Below are 16,135 nucleotides of genomic sequence, written 5' to 3'. Positions count from 1 at the left end.
CATGCGCCTGGAAATGCCGATATGGATGAAGTGCTGAGGGCGAAGCGCCAAACCAACGCCGGCTCGGGAACGCGCGCGATAACGATCCGCGGCGCACGCGAGCACAATCTGAAAAACATCGACGTCGAGATTCCCCGCGACAAGCTTGCGGTGTTCACGGGCTTGTCCGGCTCCGGCAAATCCTCGCTCGCCTTCGACACCATCTATGCCGAGGGTCAGCGCCGCTACGTCGAGTCGCTCTCGGCCTATGCGCGCCAGTTCCTCGAGATGATGCAGAAGCCCGACGTCGACCAGATCGACGGCCTGTCGCCGGCGATCTCGATCGAACAGAAGACGACGTCGAAGAACCCGCGCTCGACGGTCGGCACCGTCACCGAGATCTACGACTACATGCGCCTGCTATGGGCGCGCGTCGGCGTGCCCTATTCGCCCGCGACGGGCCTGCCGATCGAGAGCCAGCTGGTGTCGCAGATGGTCGACCGCGTGCTGGCGCTGCCCGAAGGCACGCGGCTCTACCTGCTGGCGCCGGTCGCGCGCGGCCGCAAGGGCGAATACAAGAAGGAGCTCGCCGAATACCTCAAGAAGGGCTTTCAGCGCGTCAAGATCGACGGCAGCTTCTATGAGCTCGCCGAAGCGCCCACGCTCGACAAGAAATTCCCGCACGACATCGACGTCGTCGTCGACCGCATCGTGGTCCGCCCCGACATCGGCCAGCGCCTCGCCGAAAGTTTTGAGACCGCCTTAAAACTCGCTGAAGGCCTCGCGGTGATCGAATACGCCGACGCGCCCGCGGGCGCTGCCGAGGAAAAGAAGTCCGACAAGAAAACGGCAAAGATCCACGACAAGAGCGGCCCGGAACGGATTTTGTTTTCGGAGAAATTCGCCTGCCCGGTTTCTGGCTTCACCATTCCCGAGATCGAGCCCCGGCTGTTCTCGTTCAACAACCCCTATGGCGCCTGCCCGGCCTGCGGCGGCCTCGGCGTCGAGCAGCATATCGACGAAGACCTCGTCATCCCCGACAAGGAGCTGACCCTGCGCAAGGGCGCGATCGCGCCCTGGTCCAAATCGTCCTCGCCCTATTACATCCAGACGCTGACCGCGCTCGGCAAGTTCTACAAGTTCACGCTCGACACCAAGTGGAAGGACCTGCCGAAGAAGACGCAGGCCGCGATCCTGCACGGTTCCGGCGACGACGAGATCAAGTTCTCCTATGAGGACGGGGTGCGCTCTTATGACACCAAGAAACCGTTCGAGGGCGTCATCACCAACCTCAACCGCCGTTTTCGCGAGACCGAGAGCGAATGGGCGCGCGAGGAGCTGGCAAAGTATTTTTCGGACATTCCCTGCGAGGGCTGCCACGGCTACCGGCTGAAGCCGGAGGCGCTGTGCGTCAAGATCGGCGGCAAGCATATCGGCGAGATCAGTGAACTCTCGGTCAAGCGCGCCGGCGAATGGTTCGAGAGCGTGCCCAAGGCGCTCAACGCGCAGCAGAACGAGATCGCCATCCGCGTGCTGAAGGAGATCCGCGAGCGGCTGTCCTTCCTGCTCGACGTCGGCCTCAATTACCTGACGCTGTCGCGTTCGTCCGGTACGCTCAGCGGCGGCGAAAGCCAGCGCATCCGCCTCGCCTCCCAGATCGGCTCGGGGCTGACAGGCGTGCTCTATGTGCTGGACGAGCCATCGATCGGCCTGCACCAGCGCGACAATGCGCGGCTCTTGGAAACGCTGAAGCGGCTGCGCGACCTCGGCAATACCGTGATCGTGGTCGAGCATGACGAGGACGCCATTCGCCTCGCCGATTTCGTGCTCGACATCGGCCCCGGCGCCGGCATGCATGGCGGCCACATCGTGGCGCAAGGCACGCCCGCCGAGGTCATGGCCAATCCGAAATCGCTGACCGGAAAGTACCTCACCGGCGAATTGTCGGTGGCGATCCCCGAGCGCAAGCCGCCGAACCATCGCCGAACCATCAAGGTGATCAACGCCCGCGGCAACAATCTGAAAAACGTCTCGGCCGAAATTCCGCTCGGCCTGTTCACCTGCGTGACCGGCGTCTCCGGCGGCGGCAAGTCGACGCTATTGATCGACACGCTCTACAAAGCGATCGCGCGAAAACTCAACAACGCCAGCGAAGGCGCCGCGCCCCACGACCGCATCGAGGGGCTGGAGCATATCGACAAGATCATCGACATCGACCAGTCGCCGATCGGCCGCACCCCGCGTTCCAACCCCGCGACCTATACCGGCGCCTTTACGCCGATCCGCGAATGGTTCGCCGGTCTGCCCGAAGCCAAGGCGCGCGGCTACGAGCCCGGGCGCTTCTCCTTCAACGTCAAGGGCGGCCGCTGCGAGGCCTGCCAGGGCGACGGCGTCATCAAGATCGAGATGCACTTCCTGCCCGACGTCTACGTCACCTGCGACGCCTGCAAGGGCAAGCGCTACAACCGCGAGACGCTGGAAGTCCTGTTCAAGGGCAAGAGCATCGCCGACGTGCTCGACATGACGGTGGAAGAAGCTGCCGAGTTCTTCAAGGCCGTCCCGCGCGTCCGCGAGACTTTCAAAACGCTGCACCGCGTCGGCCTCGACTACATCCATGTCGGCCAGCAGGCCACCACGCTATCCGGCGGCGAAGCCCAGCGCGTCAAGCTGGCAAAGGAACTCTCAAAGCGCGCAACGGGCCGCACGCTCTACATCCTGGACGAGCCCACCACCGGGCTGCACTTCCACGACGTCGCCAAACTCCTGGAAGTGCTGCACGAGCTGGTGTCGCAGGGCAACACAGTCGTCGTCATCGAGCACAATCTCGAGGTGATAAAAACCGCCGACTGGGTCATCGACCTCGGCCCCGAAGGCGGCGACGGGGGCGGCGAAATCGTCGCCTGGGGTCCGCCGGAGGATATCGTGAAAGCGCCGCGGAGCTATACCGGCAAGTTTCTGGAGCCGGTGCTGAAGCGGGCGGCGGGGAAGCCGCGGAAGAGTACGGGAACGAGCGAGGCGGCGGAGTAGACAACCGGACGTGAGGAGAGCCATTTGAGCGATACGCTCACTCAGATTCAGGCTCTTGTGACGCGGGGTTTGCTCCGCATTTCCGATCACGGCTATGACGAGCTTGCCAAGGATGATATATTGGTAACTGAGGTGCTGGCTGGTATCGATACCGCTGTTGTTGTCGAGGACTATCCGGCGGCAATGCGGGGACCCAGCGTTCTCGTTCTACAGTGGGACATCTTGCGGAGGCCGGTTCATGTGGTTTGGGCAATCCCAAAGGATCAATCGGCTCCTGCGGTACTAGTCACGGCATATCGACCCGACCAAGAGCGATGGTCATCTGACTTCATGCGACGGAAGAAATGATGCTCCGAAAAACCGTCAAACTCATTCACGAAGGCCGTTATGCGGCAGAAGTCCCGGTTGAGCTCATCGAGGACGATACCGGATGGTCGCCATACCTTTCCTTGGAAGATGCACAGAAGCTTGATGCCGTCCGGCTGGCGTTGCGCAGAGGTGAAATCGCGGAAGCCGCAAGGCATGGCCTGGTATTCGAATTGACGCCAATTTCCGCTTAGCAGGTTGGCTCGTAGGGCGGAATAGCGCGGCGTATTCCGTTCTTCTGCGCCCTAAGCCGCGTCCGCCGGCCTCACCCGCTTCGCAATCTCCGCGCCCTTCTCCCGCTCAACGACGCCGATGTCATATTGGCCCTGCAAGTCGAGCCAGAACTGCGCCCCATTGCCAAAATAGCGTCCAAGGCGCACCGCCGTGTCAGCCGTAATCGAACGGCGACCGTTGAGGATGTCAGTGACGCGACCTGAGGGTACGCCGATATCGAGCGACAAACGGTTGGCACTGAGCTTGCGAGCGGCTAGTTCGCGCTTCAATAAACGACCGGGGTGTACGACAGGAGCCATGACGGTCAACCTTTGTGGTAGTCCACGATCTCAACCTCGTGGGCATCGCCTTTGTGAAACTCGAAACAGATACGCCAGCGCTCGTTGACCGTCATCGCCCACTGCTTCTTGCGATCACCCTTGAGCTTGTGAAGGCCTACGCTTTTCAACGGACTTAAGTCGCTGAGTGACTTTGCTACATTCAAATGCCACCAACAGATCGATCGCAGCTTCGAAATCCAGCCCGCGAAATTGATTTGGCTGTTCGCCGTCCCAAACCTTGCGGGTCGCGGAATTCCGCCATGATCGGATCATGGCATAAATATACTACGTCAAGCGGTGAACAGGCAAGGATAGAGAACGAATAGAACAGCGTCGGCTCCACTATCCGCGAGCGGCAGGTTACCCCTGGGTCGGGCATTTGAATTGACACCACTCTCTGCCTAGACAAGCTAGGTCCATGCCCAGCCCGATTTACACCTTGTTCCGCAATGCGATCCTGGCCGAACAGCAGGTGGTCTGCACCTATGAAGGCCGCCATCGCGAATTGTGCCCGCATATCCTGGGTCTCAACAAGCGTGGTGAGGAAGTCGTGCTGGCGTGGCAATTTGCCGGACAAAGCAGTGGCAAGCTACCGCAGTGGCGGTGCCTGCGGCTTGCCGACGTCAGAAATGCCAATCCGCGTAACGGGCCATGGCACGCGGGAGGCTCTCACCGCACCGAGCAAACTTGCGTCAGCAGCATCGACCTCGACATCAATATTCACGTGCGCAAGTTGCGGTAGCGCGGCCGGCCAGTGCCCCGGACGTCCCTTTGCAGTAACGCGCTGCTCGCCCTCGCCCTACACCGTCCAATAATGCGGGTGCCGGTAGGATCGCGAGCGGTCGCCCCAGTCGAAGCCGTCTTCATCGAACTCGGACGGGCCGGCGCGCAAATCGTCCAACGTCAGCTCGACCACGAAGGCCTGACGCGCGGGATCAAACCTGAGTTCGTCCCACCGCACGGGATAATGGTGATGGGTGGCGAGCAGCCCGCCGGTTTTTATCACGGCATACGCGACGGTTCCGCGCACCTTGTCCAGCATCAGTCGTTCGATCGTGCCGAGTTTTGCGCCGTCTCGGCCGTAGACGTTCGCCTGCTCGACGCGATCACTGGGCACCAGGCGCGGGCCCGGCAACCGCGGCGCACGGACGCATGTAGGATGGGTAGAGCCAACGGGGCGCGCATTCGCGCGACCCGTTGGCTCCACCCATCCTACGACCTCTACCGCCGCAAAAACGTCCCGAACGCCCGCGGTCCGTCGCCGACCTTGATCTCACCGGTCACCTTCAGCTCGACCGCATCGATCACGCTGATCGAGTTGCTCTCCCAGTTCGCCACGATGATCTGCCTGCCATTCGCCGTCGCCGCGATCCCTTCCGGATAATCGCCGACATGGATGCGCTTGACCGGCGCAAGCGTCGCGAGATCGAACACGCTGACGGTGCCGTCATACTGGTCGCTGACGAAGCCGCGGCCCTGGGCAAGTGCGACCGCGTAGGGGCGCAGGCCCGTCTTCACGCGCCCGATCTCGCGGTTATCCGCGATGTCGATCACGGAGACGTCGTTCGATCCGACATTGGCGGTGTAGGCCCGCCGGCCCTCCGCATCGATCGTGATGCCGAACGGGCGCGTGCCGACCTTGATGACCGCCTGGCGTTCGCGCGTCGCGGTATCGATGACGGATACGCTGTCCGCATCGCGGTCCGCCGAGAGCAGCAGCCGCCCGTCCGGTGTTACCGCAAGCCCCGACGGCGATGCGCCGACCGCGATATCGGCGATCACGCGCTGCGCTTTCGGATCGATCACCCGCACCGCCGCGGCGTACCAGTCGGCGACATAGACCGCGCCGCCATCCGGCGCCACCGCAACGCCGAGCGGACCGCCGCCGACGTTGATCTTGCCGACCACCTGGCGTGCGGCGGCATCGATCACGGTGAGCGCCTTGGCGTCGGGGCTCGTCACATAGGCGAAGCGTCCATCCGGCGTGATGGCTACCCCTGCCGGCTTGCCGCCGATCGCGATGGTCGCGACCGGCCGCGACGTCGCGAGGTCAACGACGGTGAGATTTTCGCTGAGCTGATTGGTGACGAACGCCTCCTCGGCCCGGGCGGCCCAGACCGTGCCGATGCTGGCGACCGCAGCCGCCAGAACGACATAGCGTTTTCCAGCGAAGTGGACCCGGTTCGCGCTCAGAAAACGCGTCAAGACAAGACTCTAGCCCGCACGGTCAGCTTCCGCTTTCGACCTTCTTCTTCAGCGCCTCGAGGCCCGCTTTGTAAAGCCCGCTCACCGCCTTCACGGCGGCCTGGTCGCTCAGCTCCGGCGGCGGATCGTTGTTGGGAAAACCGCGGTAGAACGCGCCGGCCCACTCCAGGCTGCTTCCCTTGCCGTCGGCGCTGGGCGTGACCGTCAGGGTGGACGAATAGTTGGTGACCGGCAGCACCTTCACGTCGACGGCCGTGATCCGGTAGGAATAGGTCATCTTCTCGGCATCGTACTTATAGAGTTCCTCATCGACGGTCGCACCACCAGCCAGCGTCAGCCGCCGCGTGGCCTCGATCTCGTTGCCTTTGCTGCCCTCGGTCTTGCTGACCGGCTGCAGCCAGCTCATGTCCTGGAAATTGCCGATCACGGCCCACACCTTGGCCGGCGGCGCGTTGATCTCGATCGATTCCCGCACCTTCTGGCGGGTCGGCCCGTGCGCCCAGGCCACCCCCATGACTGCCAGCGCCGCCACCACGGCCCCCACCCTCGCGGTCGTTCTCATGTCGTTTCCTCTTGGTCCTTATGGCCGCGCAGGCGCGCGGCGGCGTTATGGCAACGCATTTTCATACCAAAGGAGGCTGGTTTGTGGCGCCGCCGGACCGCGCGGCGTATTCAGCCTGGAGCACGCTCGCGCGGCGCAACTCGCTTCGCTGGTGCGCCCTACCTCTCCCGCTTCTCCAGCGACGCGGCAATCCGCTCCAGAAACCCGTTCATCCGCCGCGTCTCCGCGACCTGCTGCTCGTAAAGCTCGATCGTGGTCGAGCCGGAAGATCCACGCGCCTGCATGCCGTTGCGGCGCGCGAACCAGCACCACACCGCGATCAGTAGTACGAACGGCAGCCATGCGACCGCAAACGATATCCATTCATTCATAAGAAACGTCTCCGATTTCGATCACACCGGGCAATTGACAGCGACAGCGCGCTACGATGGTGGCTTGCCGCTCGAGCTCGCTCACATGTTTCCTTAGTGCGGTCGGCGGTCTCAAGTTCACCCGGCGCTATCAGAACTGGTCGACATCCCGGCGCTGCGGCATCCACTCGTCGACCACCGCTTCCACAAATCCGGCCGGATCGTTGCAGAACTCCCGCATTACCCGGTAGTGGTCGGTCTGTTCGACGGTCACAGGCTCCAGGCCATACTTCGATAGCCGCAGCAGGCGCGCGCCGGGATAGGCCATCAGCATTGGCGCGTGCGTTGCCATCACGACCTGGCAATGCGTCGATTGTTCCATGCGGTACATCAACTTCAAAAATTCCATCTGCCGCGCCGGCGACAGCGCGGCTTCGGGTTCGTCGAAGATGAACAGGCCCTGCCGCTGGCAGCGCTCTTCGAAGAAGCGCAAAAAGCCCTCGCCGTGCGAGTAGGACAGGAAGTCCGAGCTGCTTCCGACCGAATCGAGATATCTGGCGATCGAGAAGAAGGTCTCGGCGCGGAAGAACCAGCCATTGGTGATCTTCGGCAGCCAACTCGCGCGCAGCGCCTCAGAAAGCTCCCCTCCCATCTTCTCACGCGCATCCGAATGGTCGACGGCCCGGTAGCCCTTGCCGCCGCCTGCGTCGTCAAAGCCCGAGAGCACGGCAATGCCCTCCAGCAGCGTGGATTTGCCGGTGCCATTCTCGCCGGCGATGATGGTGATGGGCCGGTCGAACTCCAGTTCGAGCCCATCGCGCAGGAACGGCAGGCAGAACGGATAGGCCTCGCGGTCGGCGATAGCAGCTGGATCGAGCCAGACGCGCCGGAGATATGGCGCGGGCATATCGATGACGCGGTTTCGTCTTTTGCTCATGCAAAGGGCCTGCGGACGACCAGGAATGGTCAGCGCATCCAATACGCGTGGCGAAATGAAATCAAGAACAGAAAGGGAATCGCTCTCCCAAGCCAGGTCTAGAATGTGCCCGAAGTCACAGAGCGACACGACCGCATCGCGTAGCCCTTATCATCGCGGCGGGAATGGTCTCGCTCCAGGCATTAAGGGGAACGACATGACCAATCTGAACAATGACATTCGCGAACTCGCAACGGATGAGCTGAACGGCGTCAGCGGCGGACGGTCCGACCTCGGTCAGCAACTTCAGTTCGCGCTTCAGGAAGCGAACAACGTCTATTCGAGGGCCTCGAAGGCTCAGTCGGACGTGAGCTCAAAGTGGTCTCAGACCCTCGACGGCATTGCCCAGAATTTGAAGTAACGAGTCCAGCCCAGCCGCCTCCTCCGTCATTCCCCGATGCGCAATTGCGCATCTGAGGGCGCGCCTCTTGGCGCGAACCCGGAATCCATCAGGCCGCACACGCCGACGCCCGATGGATTCTCTGATGTGCAATTGCACATCAAAGCTCTCGCTACGCGAGCTCCGGAATGACGACGGCGAGTATTTCTCGACTGCGACAAAACAACACGACGGGCAAATCAATTCTGATTTATCGAAATCGTGTCAAGCGGAAAATTTCCGACAATCAAAAATTTTTCTCTTTCCTCCGACCCCAAATCACCTGCACATCAATAGCCATCCCGTCCCACTCGGAGGGGCGTCGGCCGTCGTCACAACGAGGGGCGGGTCGCGGTGGACGCTGAGGTTGCGATTGACGGTCGCGGCTGAAGCGTACGGCAAAAGCGTGTGGTCCTGGCGCCCGTAACGGCGTCAAGTCTTCGGGAGCTAACGCTTCCGAGGGACGACGGTGGCAATAGAGACCGTCTCACCGGGGAGAGCACGCCATAAGTCGTAAAGCCACTGCGCAGGGAATGTCGGATGCTCTCCGCTGCCCTGTATGCTCGTGTGCAGCTTTGTTTGCACTATTCGCACACGAGACCGCGGGTGCAGCGCGCATCCGGCATTCCCTGCGCCCTCTCATTGAGGGCGGGAAGTTCTGGCAAAGCTCGGGCGCAATGCGTCGCGAGATTGCGAAGCCACGTTTTGGATGATGGTGCAACAACAAACGCCGCCGTCGTCCCGGCCTTGAGCACAGATGCGCAATTGCGCATCTGAGTTCGCCGGGACGACGCGTTGATGGAGTTCGGGACACGCCACTATTTCCATAATTCTAGAAATACAGTTGACAAGCCTCGTACCGAATATCATGATGCCGTCATGAAACTCGACGACGCCGCTGCACATTTGGAAGCCTTGGGCAATCCGACCCGGTTGAAAATCTATCGCGCGCTGGTTCGTGCCGGCGATGCCGGAATGCCGGTCGGGCGGCTGCAGGACAAGCTGAAGATCGCGCCATCCACCCTCTCCCATCATATCAAGACATTGATGGTGGTCGGCCTGATCAGTCAGGAGAGAGAGGCAACGACACTCGTGTGCCACGCCAATTACGACGTGATGCGGGGACTGGTGGACTTCCTGGTGGCTGAATGCTGCACCGGCTCCGAAAGCAACGATACGCAGACCGCGGCGTGAATTTGCGCCGCCATCAATTTCGATACTTCTAGTTTGATGGGAGAACAGTATGAGCGAGGCAAAGTCCGTTGCGATCATCGGCGCCGGCCCGGTCGGCCTTGCCGCCGCCGCCCACGTGCTGGAGCGCGGGCATCGGCCGATCGTGCTGGAAGCAGGCGACAGCGTCGGGCATTCCGTCCGCCAATGGAGCCATGTCCAGCTGTTCTCGCCGTGGGAATACAACATCGACCGCGCCGCTGAGCGTCTGCTCGCGGCAACGGGGTGGAACTCGCCGGACCCGCAGCACTATCCGACCGGCGCGGAATTGCTGGAGGGCTACCTTGAACCGCTCGCGGCCAAGACCGCCCTCGCCGATCACATCCACACCTCCAGTCGCGTCACCGACATCAGCCGCGCTGGTTTCGACAAGCTCAAGACCAAAGCACGCGAGTCCGCGCCGTTCGAGATTCGCTATCAGAACGGGCAAGGCCCGAAGGTCGTCAAGGCTGACGCCGTGATCGACGCGTCAGGCACCTGGCATTCGCCAAATCCGGCCGGCGCCAACGGCCTCCCCGCCATCGGCGAGACGCAGGCCGCGGGCAAGATCGCCTACGGCATGCCCGATGTTCTCGGAAAAGATCGCGCGCGCTACGCCGGCAAAACCGTCGCCGTGCTGGGCGCCGGTCATTCGGCGATCGGCACGCTGACCGATCTCGCGCGGCTCGCCGCCGAGGTGCCGGAAACACGTCCGGTCTGGCTGTTGCGGGGCAATGATCCCGCCAAGGCCTTTGGCGGCGGCGCGAACGACAAGCTGGTTGCGCGTGGCGAGCTGGGCGCGGCCTTTGCATCACTGGTCGCCGCTGGCCGCATCAAGGTCGAGAGCGAGTTTCGGGTTTCGCACCTCACGGCGGAGGGCCCCCGCCTCACCGTCGCAACCGGTGCCGGCAGTTGCTGCCGTCAAATCGTCGTCGATGAGCTGATTGTGGCCACGGGCTTCCGGCCGGACCTGGATTTCGTGCGCGAGCTTCGCATCCAGCTTGATCCGGCGATCGAATGTCCGGTGGCGCTGGCGCCGCTGATCGATCCGAACGAGCATAGCTGTGGCACCGTTCGACCCCACGGCGCGCGCGAACTGGCGCAGGCCGAACCCGGCTTCTATTTCGCCGGCATTAAGTCCTACGGCCGTGCACCCACGTTCCTGATGCTGACGGGCTACGAGCAGGTCCGTTCAATTGCCGCCGACATCGCCGGCGATCATGAAGCGGCGGAGCGTGTCGAACTGGTGCTGCCCGAAACCGGCGTTTGCAGCCGCGCGGAAGTGCCCGGCGCAAGCCAGTGCTGCGGCGGACCGGCGCCATCAGCTGTTGACGCCTGTTGCGCAGAGGACGCTAATGCCAAGCAACAAGGCAAAACAGGATGCGGCTGCGCGTCCTGAACGAACCGGGGTGAAACGCATTTCCTTGAACGGCCGATCCGTCATCGTCGCGATGTGTGTGGGGCAGCTCGGCAGCCTGCTCCCCCATGTCGTGGTGCCCTCCATTCTCGCGGCGTTCCTGATTCCGGAATGGCATCTCAGCGGCGCGCAGGCCGGCCTGCTCGCAGGCTCAGGCGCTGCGGGCTACATGTTGACCGTGCCGGTGCTGGCGACGCTGACCGACCGGATCGACGCGCGAAAAATCCTGATTGCCGGCTCGGCGGTCAGTGCACTCGGTACATTGCTGTTCGGCCTGTTTGCCACCGGCCTCTGGTCCGGGGCGTTGTGCAACGCCATCGCGGGCATCGGATTTGCGGGCGCTTACATGCCCGGCCTCAAGGCGTTGACCGACCGGCTTGCGCCGGGCGATTCATCGCGCGCGGTCACGTTCTACACATCAAGCTTCTCGTTCGGCGTCGGACTGTCGTTCCTCGTCTCGCAGCTCGTCGCGGACGCCTGGGGCTGGCGCGCCGCCTTCCTGGTGACGGCGCTGGGCCCGCTGGTGATGCTTTCGGTCTGCTTCCTGTTGCAACCGGTGACGCCAAAGCCCGCGCAAGGCCGTTTGCTGGATTTTGCGCCGGTGTTCCGCAACACCAGCGCGATGGGTTTCGTTCTCGGCTATGGCGCGCACTGCTTTGAGCTTTACGGCATCCGAACCTGGCTGGTCGCGTTCTGGACGTTCGTGGCGGCGCGGAATTCGGACGGCTCGATCCTGACCCCCGTCGTCGTCAGCGTGCTGTTCTCCGTGCTCGCAATGCCCGCAAGCATTCTGGGCAATGAATGCGCGATCCGGTTTGGCCGCCACCGCGCCATCACGGCCGTGATGTTCAGTTCTGCGGTCGTGGCGCTCTTGATCGGCGCGTTCGCCGACAAATCGCCATGGCTGCTGCTGCCGCTGATCCTGGCCTACGCCATCACCGTGCCCGCCGATTCCGGCGCGCTGACTTCGGGGATGACGATGGCGGCGGACCCGAAATACCGCGGGGCGACGATGGCCGTGCATTCGACCGTCGGCTTCAGCCTTTCGGCTTTGGGCGCCTGGGCCCTTGGCGTCGCGCTGGATGCGGCCGGTGGACCGTCGAGCGCCTCCGCCTGGACGGCGGCGTTTACCGTGCTCGCGGTGGGCATTCTGCTGGGGCCACTGGCACTCTACTGGTCGAGACGGACCACGGTTCAGGCATGAGTGCGACACAAGCCTGTTGCCAGCTGGCATCATGGCGCTTAGGTTCCAAGTTGTCTATTATCATAGACAACTTGATTCCGGCACGCCGGAACGACGGCAACGACAACAAGCCGGCGCAACGAAAAAGATAAGCCATGAGCGCACGCCCCCTCCCCATCATCATCGCGCTCGGCACCACGCAGACGCTGGCCTGGGCGTCGAGTTATTATTTGCCGGCCATTTTGGCCGACCCGATGTCGCGCGATCTCGGCGTCTCCTCGAACTGGATATTTGCCGCCTTCTCGGCAGCATTGGTGCTCTCGGCTTTGCTCGGCCCGCGTGTCGGCCGGCAGATCGACCTGGTCGGCGGCCGATCGGTCCTGTCGATGTCCAACATGGTATTCGCGGCAGGACTAACGCTGCTTGGGTTCAGCTACTCCATTCCGGTGATGGCCATCGCATGGCTGCTGCTCGGTATCGGCATGGGCGCGGGCCTCTACGATGCGGCGTTCGCCGCGCTCGGGCGCATCTACGGCAATGACGCGCGGCGCTCGATCACCGGCATCACGTTGCTCGCGGGTTTTGCGTCGACGGTCGGATGGCCGCTGTCGGCCTGGGGGCTGGAGACCATCGGCTGGCGCAACACTTGCTTTGCCTGGGCGGCGGCGCATATCCTGATCGGCCTGCCGATCAATTTGCTGATGCTGCCGGCGGTGAAGGGCGCCAAGGCTGCGGTGGCGAACGCCGTCAAGCCGCACATGGCGATCGACCGCACCATGATCCTGCTGGCGTTCGTGTTCGCCGCCGCCTGGACCGTCACCGGTGCGATGGCCGCGCATCTGCCGCGCATCATGGAAGCCGCCGGCGCCACCACCGCGCAGGCCGTGTTCGCCGGCGCCCTGCTCGGCCCGGCGCAGGTGGCGGCGCGCATTTTCGAGGCCGGCTTCCTCAGCCGCTTTCATCCGCTGGTCTCGACCAAGCTCGCATGTGTCACCAATCCGATCGGCGCGGCGATACTCGGATTGGCCGGTGGCGGCGCGGCCAGCGTGTTCGCGATCTTCTACGGCGCCGGCAACGGCATCCTCACCATCGCGCGCGGCACGCTGCCGCTGGCGATCTTCGGCCCCCAGAATTACGGCTATCGCCTCGGCATTATCGGCGCGCCGGCGCGGATGGCGCAGGCTGCTGCCCCATTGCTGTTCAGCCTCCTGATCGACATCATGGGCAGCCGCGTTCTCATCGTCTCATCCGCGCTGAGCCTCGCGGCGCTGCTCGCGCTGTTTTTGGTGCGCAGCCATCCGCCCATGACAAAGCCATCATGAGGACTCCCAATGGTAGATGACACAACACCGTCGATCCGGCGCATCAATCCGCCCGAACTCGGCATCCCACCCGGCTATTCGCAGATCGTTGACGTCAGCCCGGGCCGTCTCGTCTTCGTCGCAGGCCAGACCGCGCTCGATCGAGACGGCAATGTGGTCGGCAAGAATGATTTTGCCGCGCAGGCAGAACAGGTGTTTGAGAACCTCACCGTCGCGCTGCGGGCAAGCGGATGCACGACCGCCAACCTGGTCAAACTCACGGTCTTCCTCACCGACATGGACAATCTCGGCCGCTACCGGGAAGCCCGCAACCGCTTCTTTGCCTCCGTCACGCCGCCGGCGGCGCCCGCGGTGACGCTGGTCGAGGTGTCGAAACTGTATGGCCCCGACTTCCTGATCGAGATCGAGGCCATCGCAGCGGCATGAGCGGTGCCGACGCCTCAATCCCTGAGCCGCGCCATGATGATCTCGTCGTGAAAAACGCTGTCGATCAAGATTGCACGGCGCTTGAGCCCTTCCTCAACGAATCCAGCCTTGCGGTAGAGCGCCGCGGCGCGCGAATTATCCGCAAACACACCGAGCTCGATACGCAGGTATCCAAACGCATCCGCGGCCACGAGGGATTCCCGCAGCAGGCGCTCGCCCAATCCCTGACCACGCCAATTCGGCAGCAGTCCCATAAAGAGATCGCCAACATGCGCCATCACCTCGCGCGACGCCGGTGGGATATTGCACCAACCAACCACCTGCCCGTTGGTGATGGCGACGAGCTGCGGATAACCGTTCTCGATGTTGCGCCGGACGAAGGCCGTTGCGCGCTCGATCGGCGGCGCCTCGAGCAGCGCGAGATATCTGTGCTCGCGGGCCACCGCATCGATCGCTGCATGGAAGCTCTCAATGTCCTCCTCGCGAATCTGACGGACCTCGATCGTCATGGCGGCGGCTTCCTTACCAGTTCGGAACAGCGGTATCGGATGATATCCGGCCGGGCAACTTGTGATAGCCCCTTCTCACGGCCGCTCGGGCTTAACCGCCGACGTCGCGATCCAGATGCCGGCGAACACCGCGACCAGCCCGAGTACGAGGTTCGGCGTGATCGGCTCGCCGACGAGCTGCGTGGCGAGCAATCCTGCTGCCAGCGGGTTAACGGTCATGGTGTTGGCCACCCTTGTCGGCGACGCGCGCTCCAGCGCCAGCACCCACAGGATGAACGCCAGCGCGCCGCCGGCGATCCCGAGATAGAGGCCTGCGATCCATTGCGCCGTTCCGAACTGGCTCAAGACTGCGACGCTCCCGGTCAGGGAGCCTACCAGGATCAGCGCGGCGGCACCCGTGCCCATGCCGACGGTGAGGAAGCCGAGCGCGCTCGATCGCTGGATGAACGGACGGGACCAGACGTTGTAGAACGCCATGCACAGCACGGCCGCCGTCATAATCAGTTCGCCGCGCCACGCGCCCGGCGGTGCGTTCGAAAGCCCCGATGCCAGGGCCGCAAAGACGCCGAAAACGGCGATACTCACACCGATCGACTTCCGCTTCGTCAGCGGCTCGATGCCGAGCAACGCGCCGACCACCATGGTGTGCAGCGGCAGCGTCGCGAGCGCGAGGCTGGCGCGCGCTGCGGTCGTGTAGGACATTGCGATGTTGTAGAGGACGAAGAACACGCCGAAGAAGCAGAAGCCCAGTGCGGCGACGGCAGGCCAATCCCGGCGCTGCGGCCAGCGCGCCGTCAGGAGCAGCGCGACCGGCAACACGCAGCAAAAGCCGATGCCCCAGCGCAGGATCGCCATCGTGACCGGATCGGTATTGCCGGCGAGATAGCGCGTGATCGCCGCCGCGGTCCCGCCGAGAGAGCTCGAGACCAATGCGATTGCAACCCCGACCCATTCGCCCAACGCCGCCTCCCGTCGCGCCGTCTGCGCAGCGCGCGTGCGAGATATGGTCGTGGTAAATCGAACGCGCGAGTCGAAAATGCTCTTCCTTCGAATCTTTCTGCGATCTGGCGGCAAGTGTCAGCAGGAAAGCAAGCCAAGCCGCGTCCGTGCATGTCGGTCCGTGACATCGCGCTATCCTGCCTTGCGCAGCTCCACGGTGTATAAACTTCCCAATAATTGGAATGTCGTGAGGTGAACCATGTCCAGCGATCTGCTTATCCGCGCCGTCGAGCAAGCCGATCTTCCGGCGCTGCTGGAATTGTACCGCGACTTGAACCCCTCCGATCCGCCTCTTGCGCTGGAGGATGCGACATCCGTCTGGCGGCAGATATCGAACTACCCCGGAAGCGCTGTCTTCGTCGGCGTCCGGCAGGGCCTGCTCGTCACTTCCTGCACCCTCGTTGTCGTACCAAACCTGACCCGCGGCGGCCTGCCCTATGCGCTGATCGAAAACGTGGTCACCGGCGCGAGCCATCGAAAACAGGGACACGGCGGCGCCGTTCTCAAACACGCGATCGCCGAGGCCTGGAAACACAAGTGTTACAAAGTCATGCTGTTGACGGGATCGAAAAGCCCGGCGACGTTGAAATTCTATTCCGGCGTCGGCTTTGAACAGAACAAGACCGGATTCCAGATCCGGCAGTTGCCGGTGCGCGAAGACTGATCGGTGCA

Annotated in this window: 20 protein-coding genes; 11 read left to right on the top strand and 9 right to left on the bottom strand. The window is 63.1% G+C overall.

The window, feature by feature from the left end; genetic code table 11:
• Window positions 1-21: 21 nt before the first annotated feature.
• Genes uvrA through JQ574_RS25605 form a run of 3 tightly spaced genes read left to right on the top strand, consistent with a single transcriptional unit; the run spans window position 22 to window position 3,566 of the window.
• Window positions 22-3,006: an excinuclease ABC subunit UvrA gene (uvrA, locus tag JQ574_RS25615; protein ID WP_212210430.1), complete on the top strand. Its 2,985-nt coding sequence runs from the start codon at window positions 22-24 to the stop codon at window positions 3,004-3,006.
• A 24-nt stretch (window positions 3,007-3,030) separates the two neighbouring features.
• The gene (locus JQ574_RS25610; protein WP_212210432.1) at window positions 3,031-3,354 is read left to right on the top strand and encodes a DUF4258 domain-containing protein; all 324 of its coding nucleotides are present in this window, start codon (window positions 3,031-3,033) and stop codon (window positions 3,352-3,354) included.
• Complete coding sequence (locus JQ574_RS25605) at window positions 3,351-3,566, top strand: hypothetical protein (RefSeq protein ID WP_249119582.1); 216 nt, start codon at window positions 3,351-3,353, stop codon at window positions 3,564-3,566. The genes JQ574_RS25610 and JQ574_RS25605 overlap by 4 nt, the downstream gene beginning before the upstream one ends.
• Window positions 3,567-3,617: 51 nt before the next feature.
• Here the strand turns inward: JQ574_RS25605 and JQ574_RS25600 are convergent, their stop codons facing one another.
• Together JQ574_RS25600 and JQ574_RS35240 are read right to left on the bottom strand one after the other, a co-directional pair.
• A complete protein-coding gene (locus JQ574_RS25600) occupies window positions 3,618-3,905 on the bottom strand; it encodes a HigA family addiction module antitoxin (protein ID WP_212210434.1) in 288 nt (95 codons plus the stop codon).
• 5 nt (window positions 3,906-3,910) lie between these two features.
• On the bottom strand, window positions 3,911-4,054 hold the full coding sequence (locus tag JQ574_RS35240; protein ID WP_249119581.1) for a type II toxin-antitoxin system RelE/ParE family toxin: 144 nt from the start codon (window positions 4,052-4,054) through the stop codon (window positions 3,911-3,913).
• A gap of 290 nt (window positions 4,055-4,344) precedes the next feature.
• On the opposite strand from JQ574_RS35240, the gene JQ574_RS25590 reads away from it, so the two are divergent.
• Window positions 4,345-4,668: a hypothetical protein gene (locus tag JQ574_RS25590; protein ID WP_212210436.1), complete on the top strand. Its 324-nt coding sequence runs from the start codon at window positions 4,345-4,347 to the stop codon at window positions 4,666-4,668.
• A gap of 57 nt (window positions 4,669-4,725) precedes the next feature.
• Here JQ574_RS25590 and JQ574_RS25585 read toward each other — a convergent pair whose 3' ends face one another.
• From JQ574_RS25585 to JQ574_RS25565, 5 genes are all read right to left on the bottom strand, one after another.
• A complete protein-coding gene (locus tag JQ574_RS25585) occupies window positions 4,726-5,043 on the bottom strand; it encodes a PRC-barrel domain-containing protein (RefSeq protein ID WP_312014656.1) in 318 nt (105 codons plus the stop codon).
• Window positions 5,044-5,147: 104 nt separating this feature from the next.
• Entirely contained in the window at window positions 5,148-6,074 is a 927-nt protein-coding gene (locus JQ574_RS25580; protein WP_249119593.1) for a cytochrome D1 domain-containing protein, read from the bottom strand.
• Between the two features lie 79 nt (window positions 6,075-6,153).
• The gene (locus tag JQ574_RS25575) at window positions 6,154-6,693 is read right to left on the bottom strand and encodes an SRPBCC family protein (RefSeq protein ID WP_212210439.1); all 540 of its coding nucleotides are present in this window, start codon (window positions 6,691-6,693) and stop codon (window positions 6,154-6,156) included.
• A 158-nt stretch (window positions 6,694-6,851) separates the two neighbouring features.
• A complete protein-coding gene (locus tag JQ574_RS25570; RefSeq protein ID WP_212210441.1) occupies window positions 6,852-7,064 on the bottom strand; it encodes a hypothetical protein in 213 nt (70 codons plus the stop codon).
• A gap of 130 nt (window positions 7,065-7,194) precedes the next feature.
• A complete protein-coding gene (locus tag JQ574_RS25565; protein ID WP_212210443.1) occupies window positions 7,195-7,980 on the bottom strand; it encodes an AAA family ATPase in 786 nt (261 codons plus the stop codon).
• A 196-nt stretch (window positions 7,981-8,176) separates the two neighbouring features.
• On the opposite strand from JQ574_RS25565, the gene JQ574_RS25560 reads away from it, so the two are divergent.
• The 6 genes from JQ574_RS25560 to JQ574_RS25535 all read left to right on the top strand — a co-directional run bounded on the left by JQ574_RS25560 (window position 8,177) and on the right by JQ574_RS25535 (window position 13,955).
• Entirely contained in the window at window positions 8,177-8,380 is a 204-nt protein-coding gene (locus tag JQ574_RS25560; RefSeq protein WP_212274926.1) for a hypothetical protein, read from the top strand.
• A gap of 897 nt (window positions 8,381-9,277) precedes the next feature.
• Window positions 9,278-9,592 (top strand): helix-turn-helix transcriptional regulator, encoded by a 315-nt coding sequence (locus tag JQ574_RS25555; protein WP_212208200.1) that lies wholly within the window; start codon window positions 9,278-9,280, stop codon window positions 9,590-9,592.
• 49 nt (window positions 9,593-9,641) lie between these two features.
• A complete protein-coding gene (locus tag JQ574_RS25550) occupies window positions 9,642-11,006 on the top strand; it encodes an NAD(P)-binding domain-containing protein (RefSeq protein WP_212208201.1) in 1,365 nt (454 codons plus the stop codon).
• A 52-nt stretch (window positions 11,007-11,058) separates the two neighbouring features.
• Window positions 11,059-12,228 (top strand): MFS transporter, encoded by a 1,170-nt coding sequence (locus tag JQ574_RS25545; protein WP_212208248.1) that lies wholly within the window; start codon window positions 11,059-11,061, stop codon window positions 12,226-12,228.
• 134 nt (window positions 12,229-12,362) lie between these two features.
• Window positions 12,363-13,529, top strand: a complete 1,167-nt coding sequence (locus JQ574_RS25540) for an MFS transporter (RefSeq protein WP_212383996.1) — start codon at window positions 12,363-12,365, stop codon at window positions 13,527-13,529.
• Window positions 13,530-13,538: 9 nt separating this feature from the next.
• Window positions 13,539-13,955 carry a RidA family protein gene (locus tag JQ574_RS25535; RefSeq protein WP_212208203.1) on the top strand — a complete coding sequence of 139 codons (417 nt, stop codon included), beginning with the start codon at window positions 13,539-13,541 and terminating at the stop codon, window positions 13,953-13,955.
• Window positions 13,956-13,969: 14 nt separating this feature from the next.
• Here the strand turns inward: JQ574_RS25535 and JQ574_RS25530 are convergent, their stop codons facing one another.
• Together JQ574_RS25530 and JQ574_RS25525 are read right to left on the bottom strand one after the other, a co-directional pair.
• A complete protein-coding gene (locus tag JQ574_RS25530) occupies window positions 13,970-14,464 on the bottom strand; it encodes a GNAT family N-acetyltransferase (RefSeq protein ID WP_212208204.1) in 495 nt (164 codons plus the stop codon).
• A 75-nt stretch (window positions 14,465-14,539) separates the two neighbouring features.
• Window positions 14,540-15,424 (bottom strand): DMT family transporter, encoded by an 885-nt coding sequence (locus tag JQ574_RS25525; protein ID WP_212208205.1) that lies wholly within the window; start codon window positions 15,422-15,424, stop codon window positions 14,540-14,542.
• A gap of 238 nt (window positions 15,425-15,662) precedes the next feature.
• Between JQ574_RS25525 and JQ574_RS25520 the strand changes: the two genes are divergently transcribed.
• Window positions 15,663-16,127, top strand: coding sequence for a GNAT family N-acetyltransferase (locus JQ574_RS25520; protein ID WP_212208206.1), 465 nt, complete (start codon window positions 15,663-15,665; stop codon window positions 16,125-16,127).
• Window positions 16,128-16,135 lie beyond the last annotated feature (8 nt).

The sequence above is a fragment of the Bradyrhizobium sp. AUGA SZCCT0158 genome, assembly GCF_018130065.1.
In the GTDB taxonomy this organism is placed as follows: Bacteria; Pseudomonadota; Alphaproteobacteria; order Rhizobiales; family Xanthobacteraceae; genus Bradyrhizobium.
Note: the sequence above shows the minus strand (reverse complement) of the source record. Positions and strands in the feature narration are given on the sequence as shown.

Coding starts and splice junctions, on each gene's coding strand:
- uvrA (WP_212210430.1), top strand. CDS start 22: ATGGATGAAGTGCTGAGGGCGAAGCGCCAAACCAACGCCGGCTCGGGA.
- JQ574_RS25605 (WP_249119582.1), top strand. CDS start 3,351: ATGATGCTCCGAAAAACCGTCAAACTCATTCACGAAGGCCGTTATGCG.
- JQ574_RS25600 (WP_212210434.1), bottom strand. CDS start 3,905: ATGGCTCCTGTCGTACACCCCGGTCGTTTATTGAAGCGCGAACTAGCC.
- JQ574_RS25590 (WP_212210436.1), top strand. CDS start 4,345: ATGCCCAGCCCGATTTACACCTTGTTCCGCAATGCGATCCTGGCCGAA.
- JQ574_RS25575 (WP_212210439.1), bottom strand. CDS start 6,693: ATGAGAACGACCGCGAGGGTGGGGGCCGTGGTGGCGGCGCTGGCAGTC.
- JQ574_RS25570 (WP_212210441.1), bottom strand. CDS start 7,064: ATGAATGAATGGATATCGTTTGCGGTCGCATGGCTGCCGTTCGTACTA.
- JQ574_RS25565 (WP_212210443.1), bottom strand. CDS start 7,980: ATGAGCAAAAGACGAAACCGCGTCATCGATATGCCCGCGCCATATCTC.
- JQ574_RS25560 (WP_212274926.1), top strand. CDS start 8,177: ATGACCAATCTGAACAATGACATTCGCGAACTCGCAACGGATGAGCTG.
- JQ574_RS25555 (WP_212208200.1), top strand. CDS start 9,278: ATGAAACTCGACGACGCCGCTGCACATTTGGAAGCCTTGGGCAATCCG.
- JQ574_RS25550 (WP_212208201.1), top strand. CDS start 9,642: ATGAGCGAGGCAAAGTCCGTTGCGATCATCGGCGCCGGCCCGGTCGGC.
- JQ574_RS25545 (WP_212208248.1), top strand. CDS start 11,059: ATGTGTGTGGGGCAGCTCGGCAGCCTGCTCCCCCATGTCGTGGTGCCC.
- JQ574_RS25540 (WP_212383996.1), top strand. CDS start 12,363: ATGAGCGCACGCCCCCTCCCCATCATCATCGCGCTCGGCACCACGCAG.
- JQ574_RS25535 (WP_212208203.1), top strand. CDS start 13,539: ATGGTAGATGACACAACACCGTCGATCCGGCGCATCAATCCGCCCGAA.
- JQ574_RS25530 (WP_212208204.1), bottom strand. CDS start 14,464: ATGACGATCGAGGTCCGTCAGATTCGCGAGGAGGACATTGAGAGCTTC.
- JQ574_RS25520 (WP_212208206.1), top strand. CDS start 15,663: ATGTCCAGCGATCTGCTTATCCGCGCCGTCGAGCAAGCCGATCTTCCG.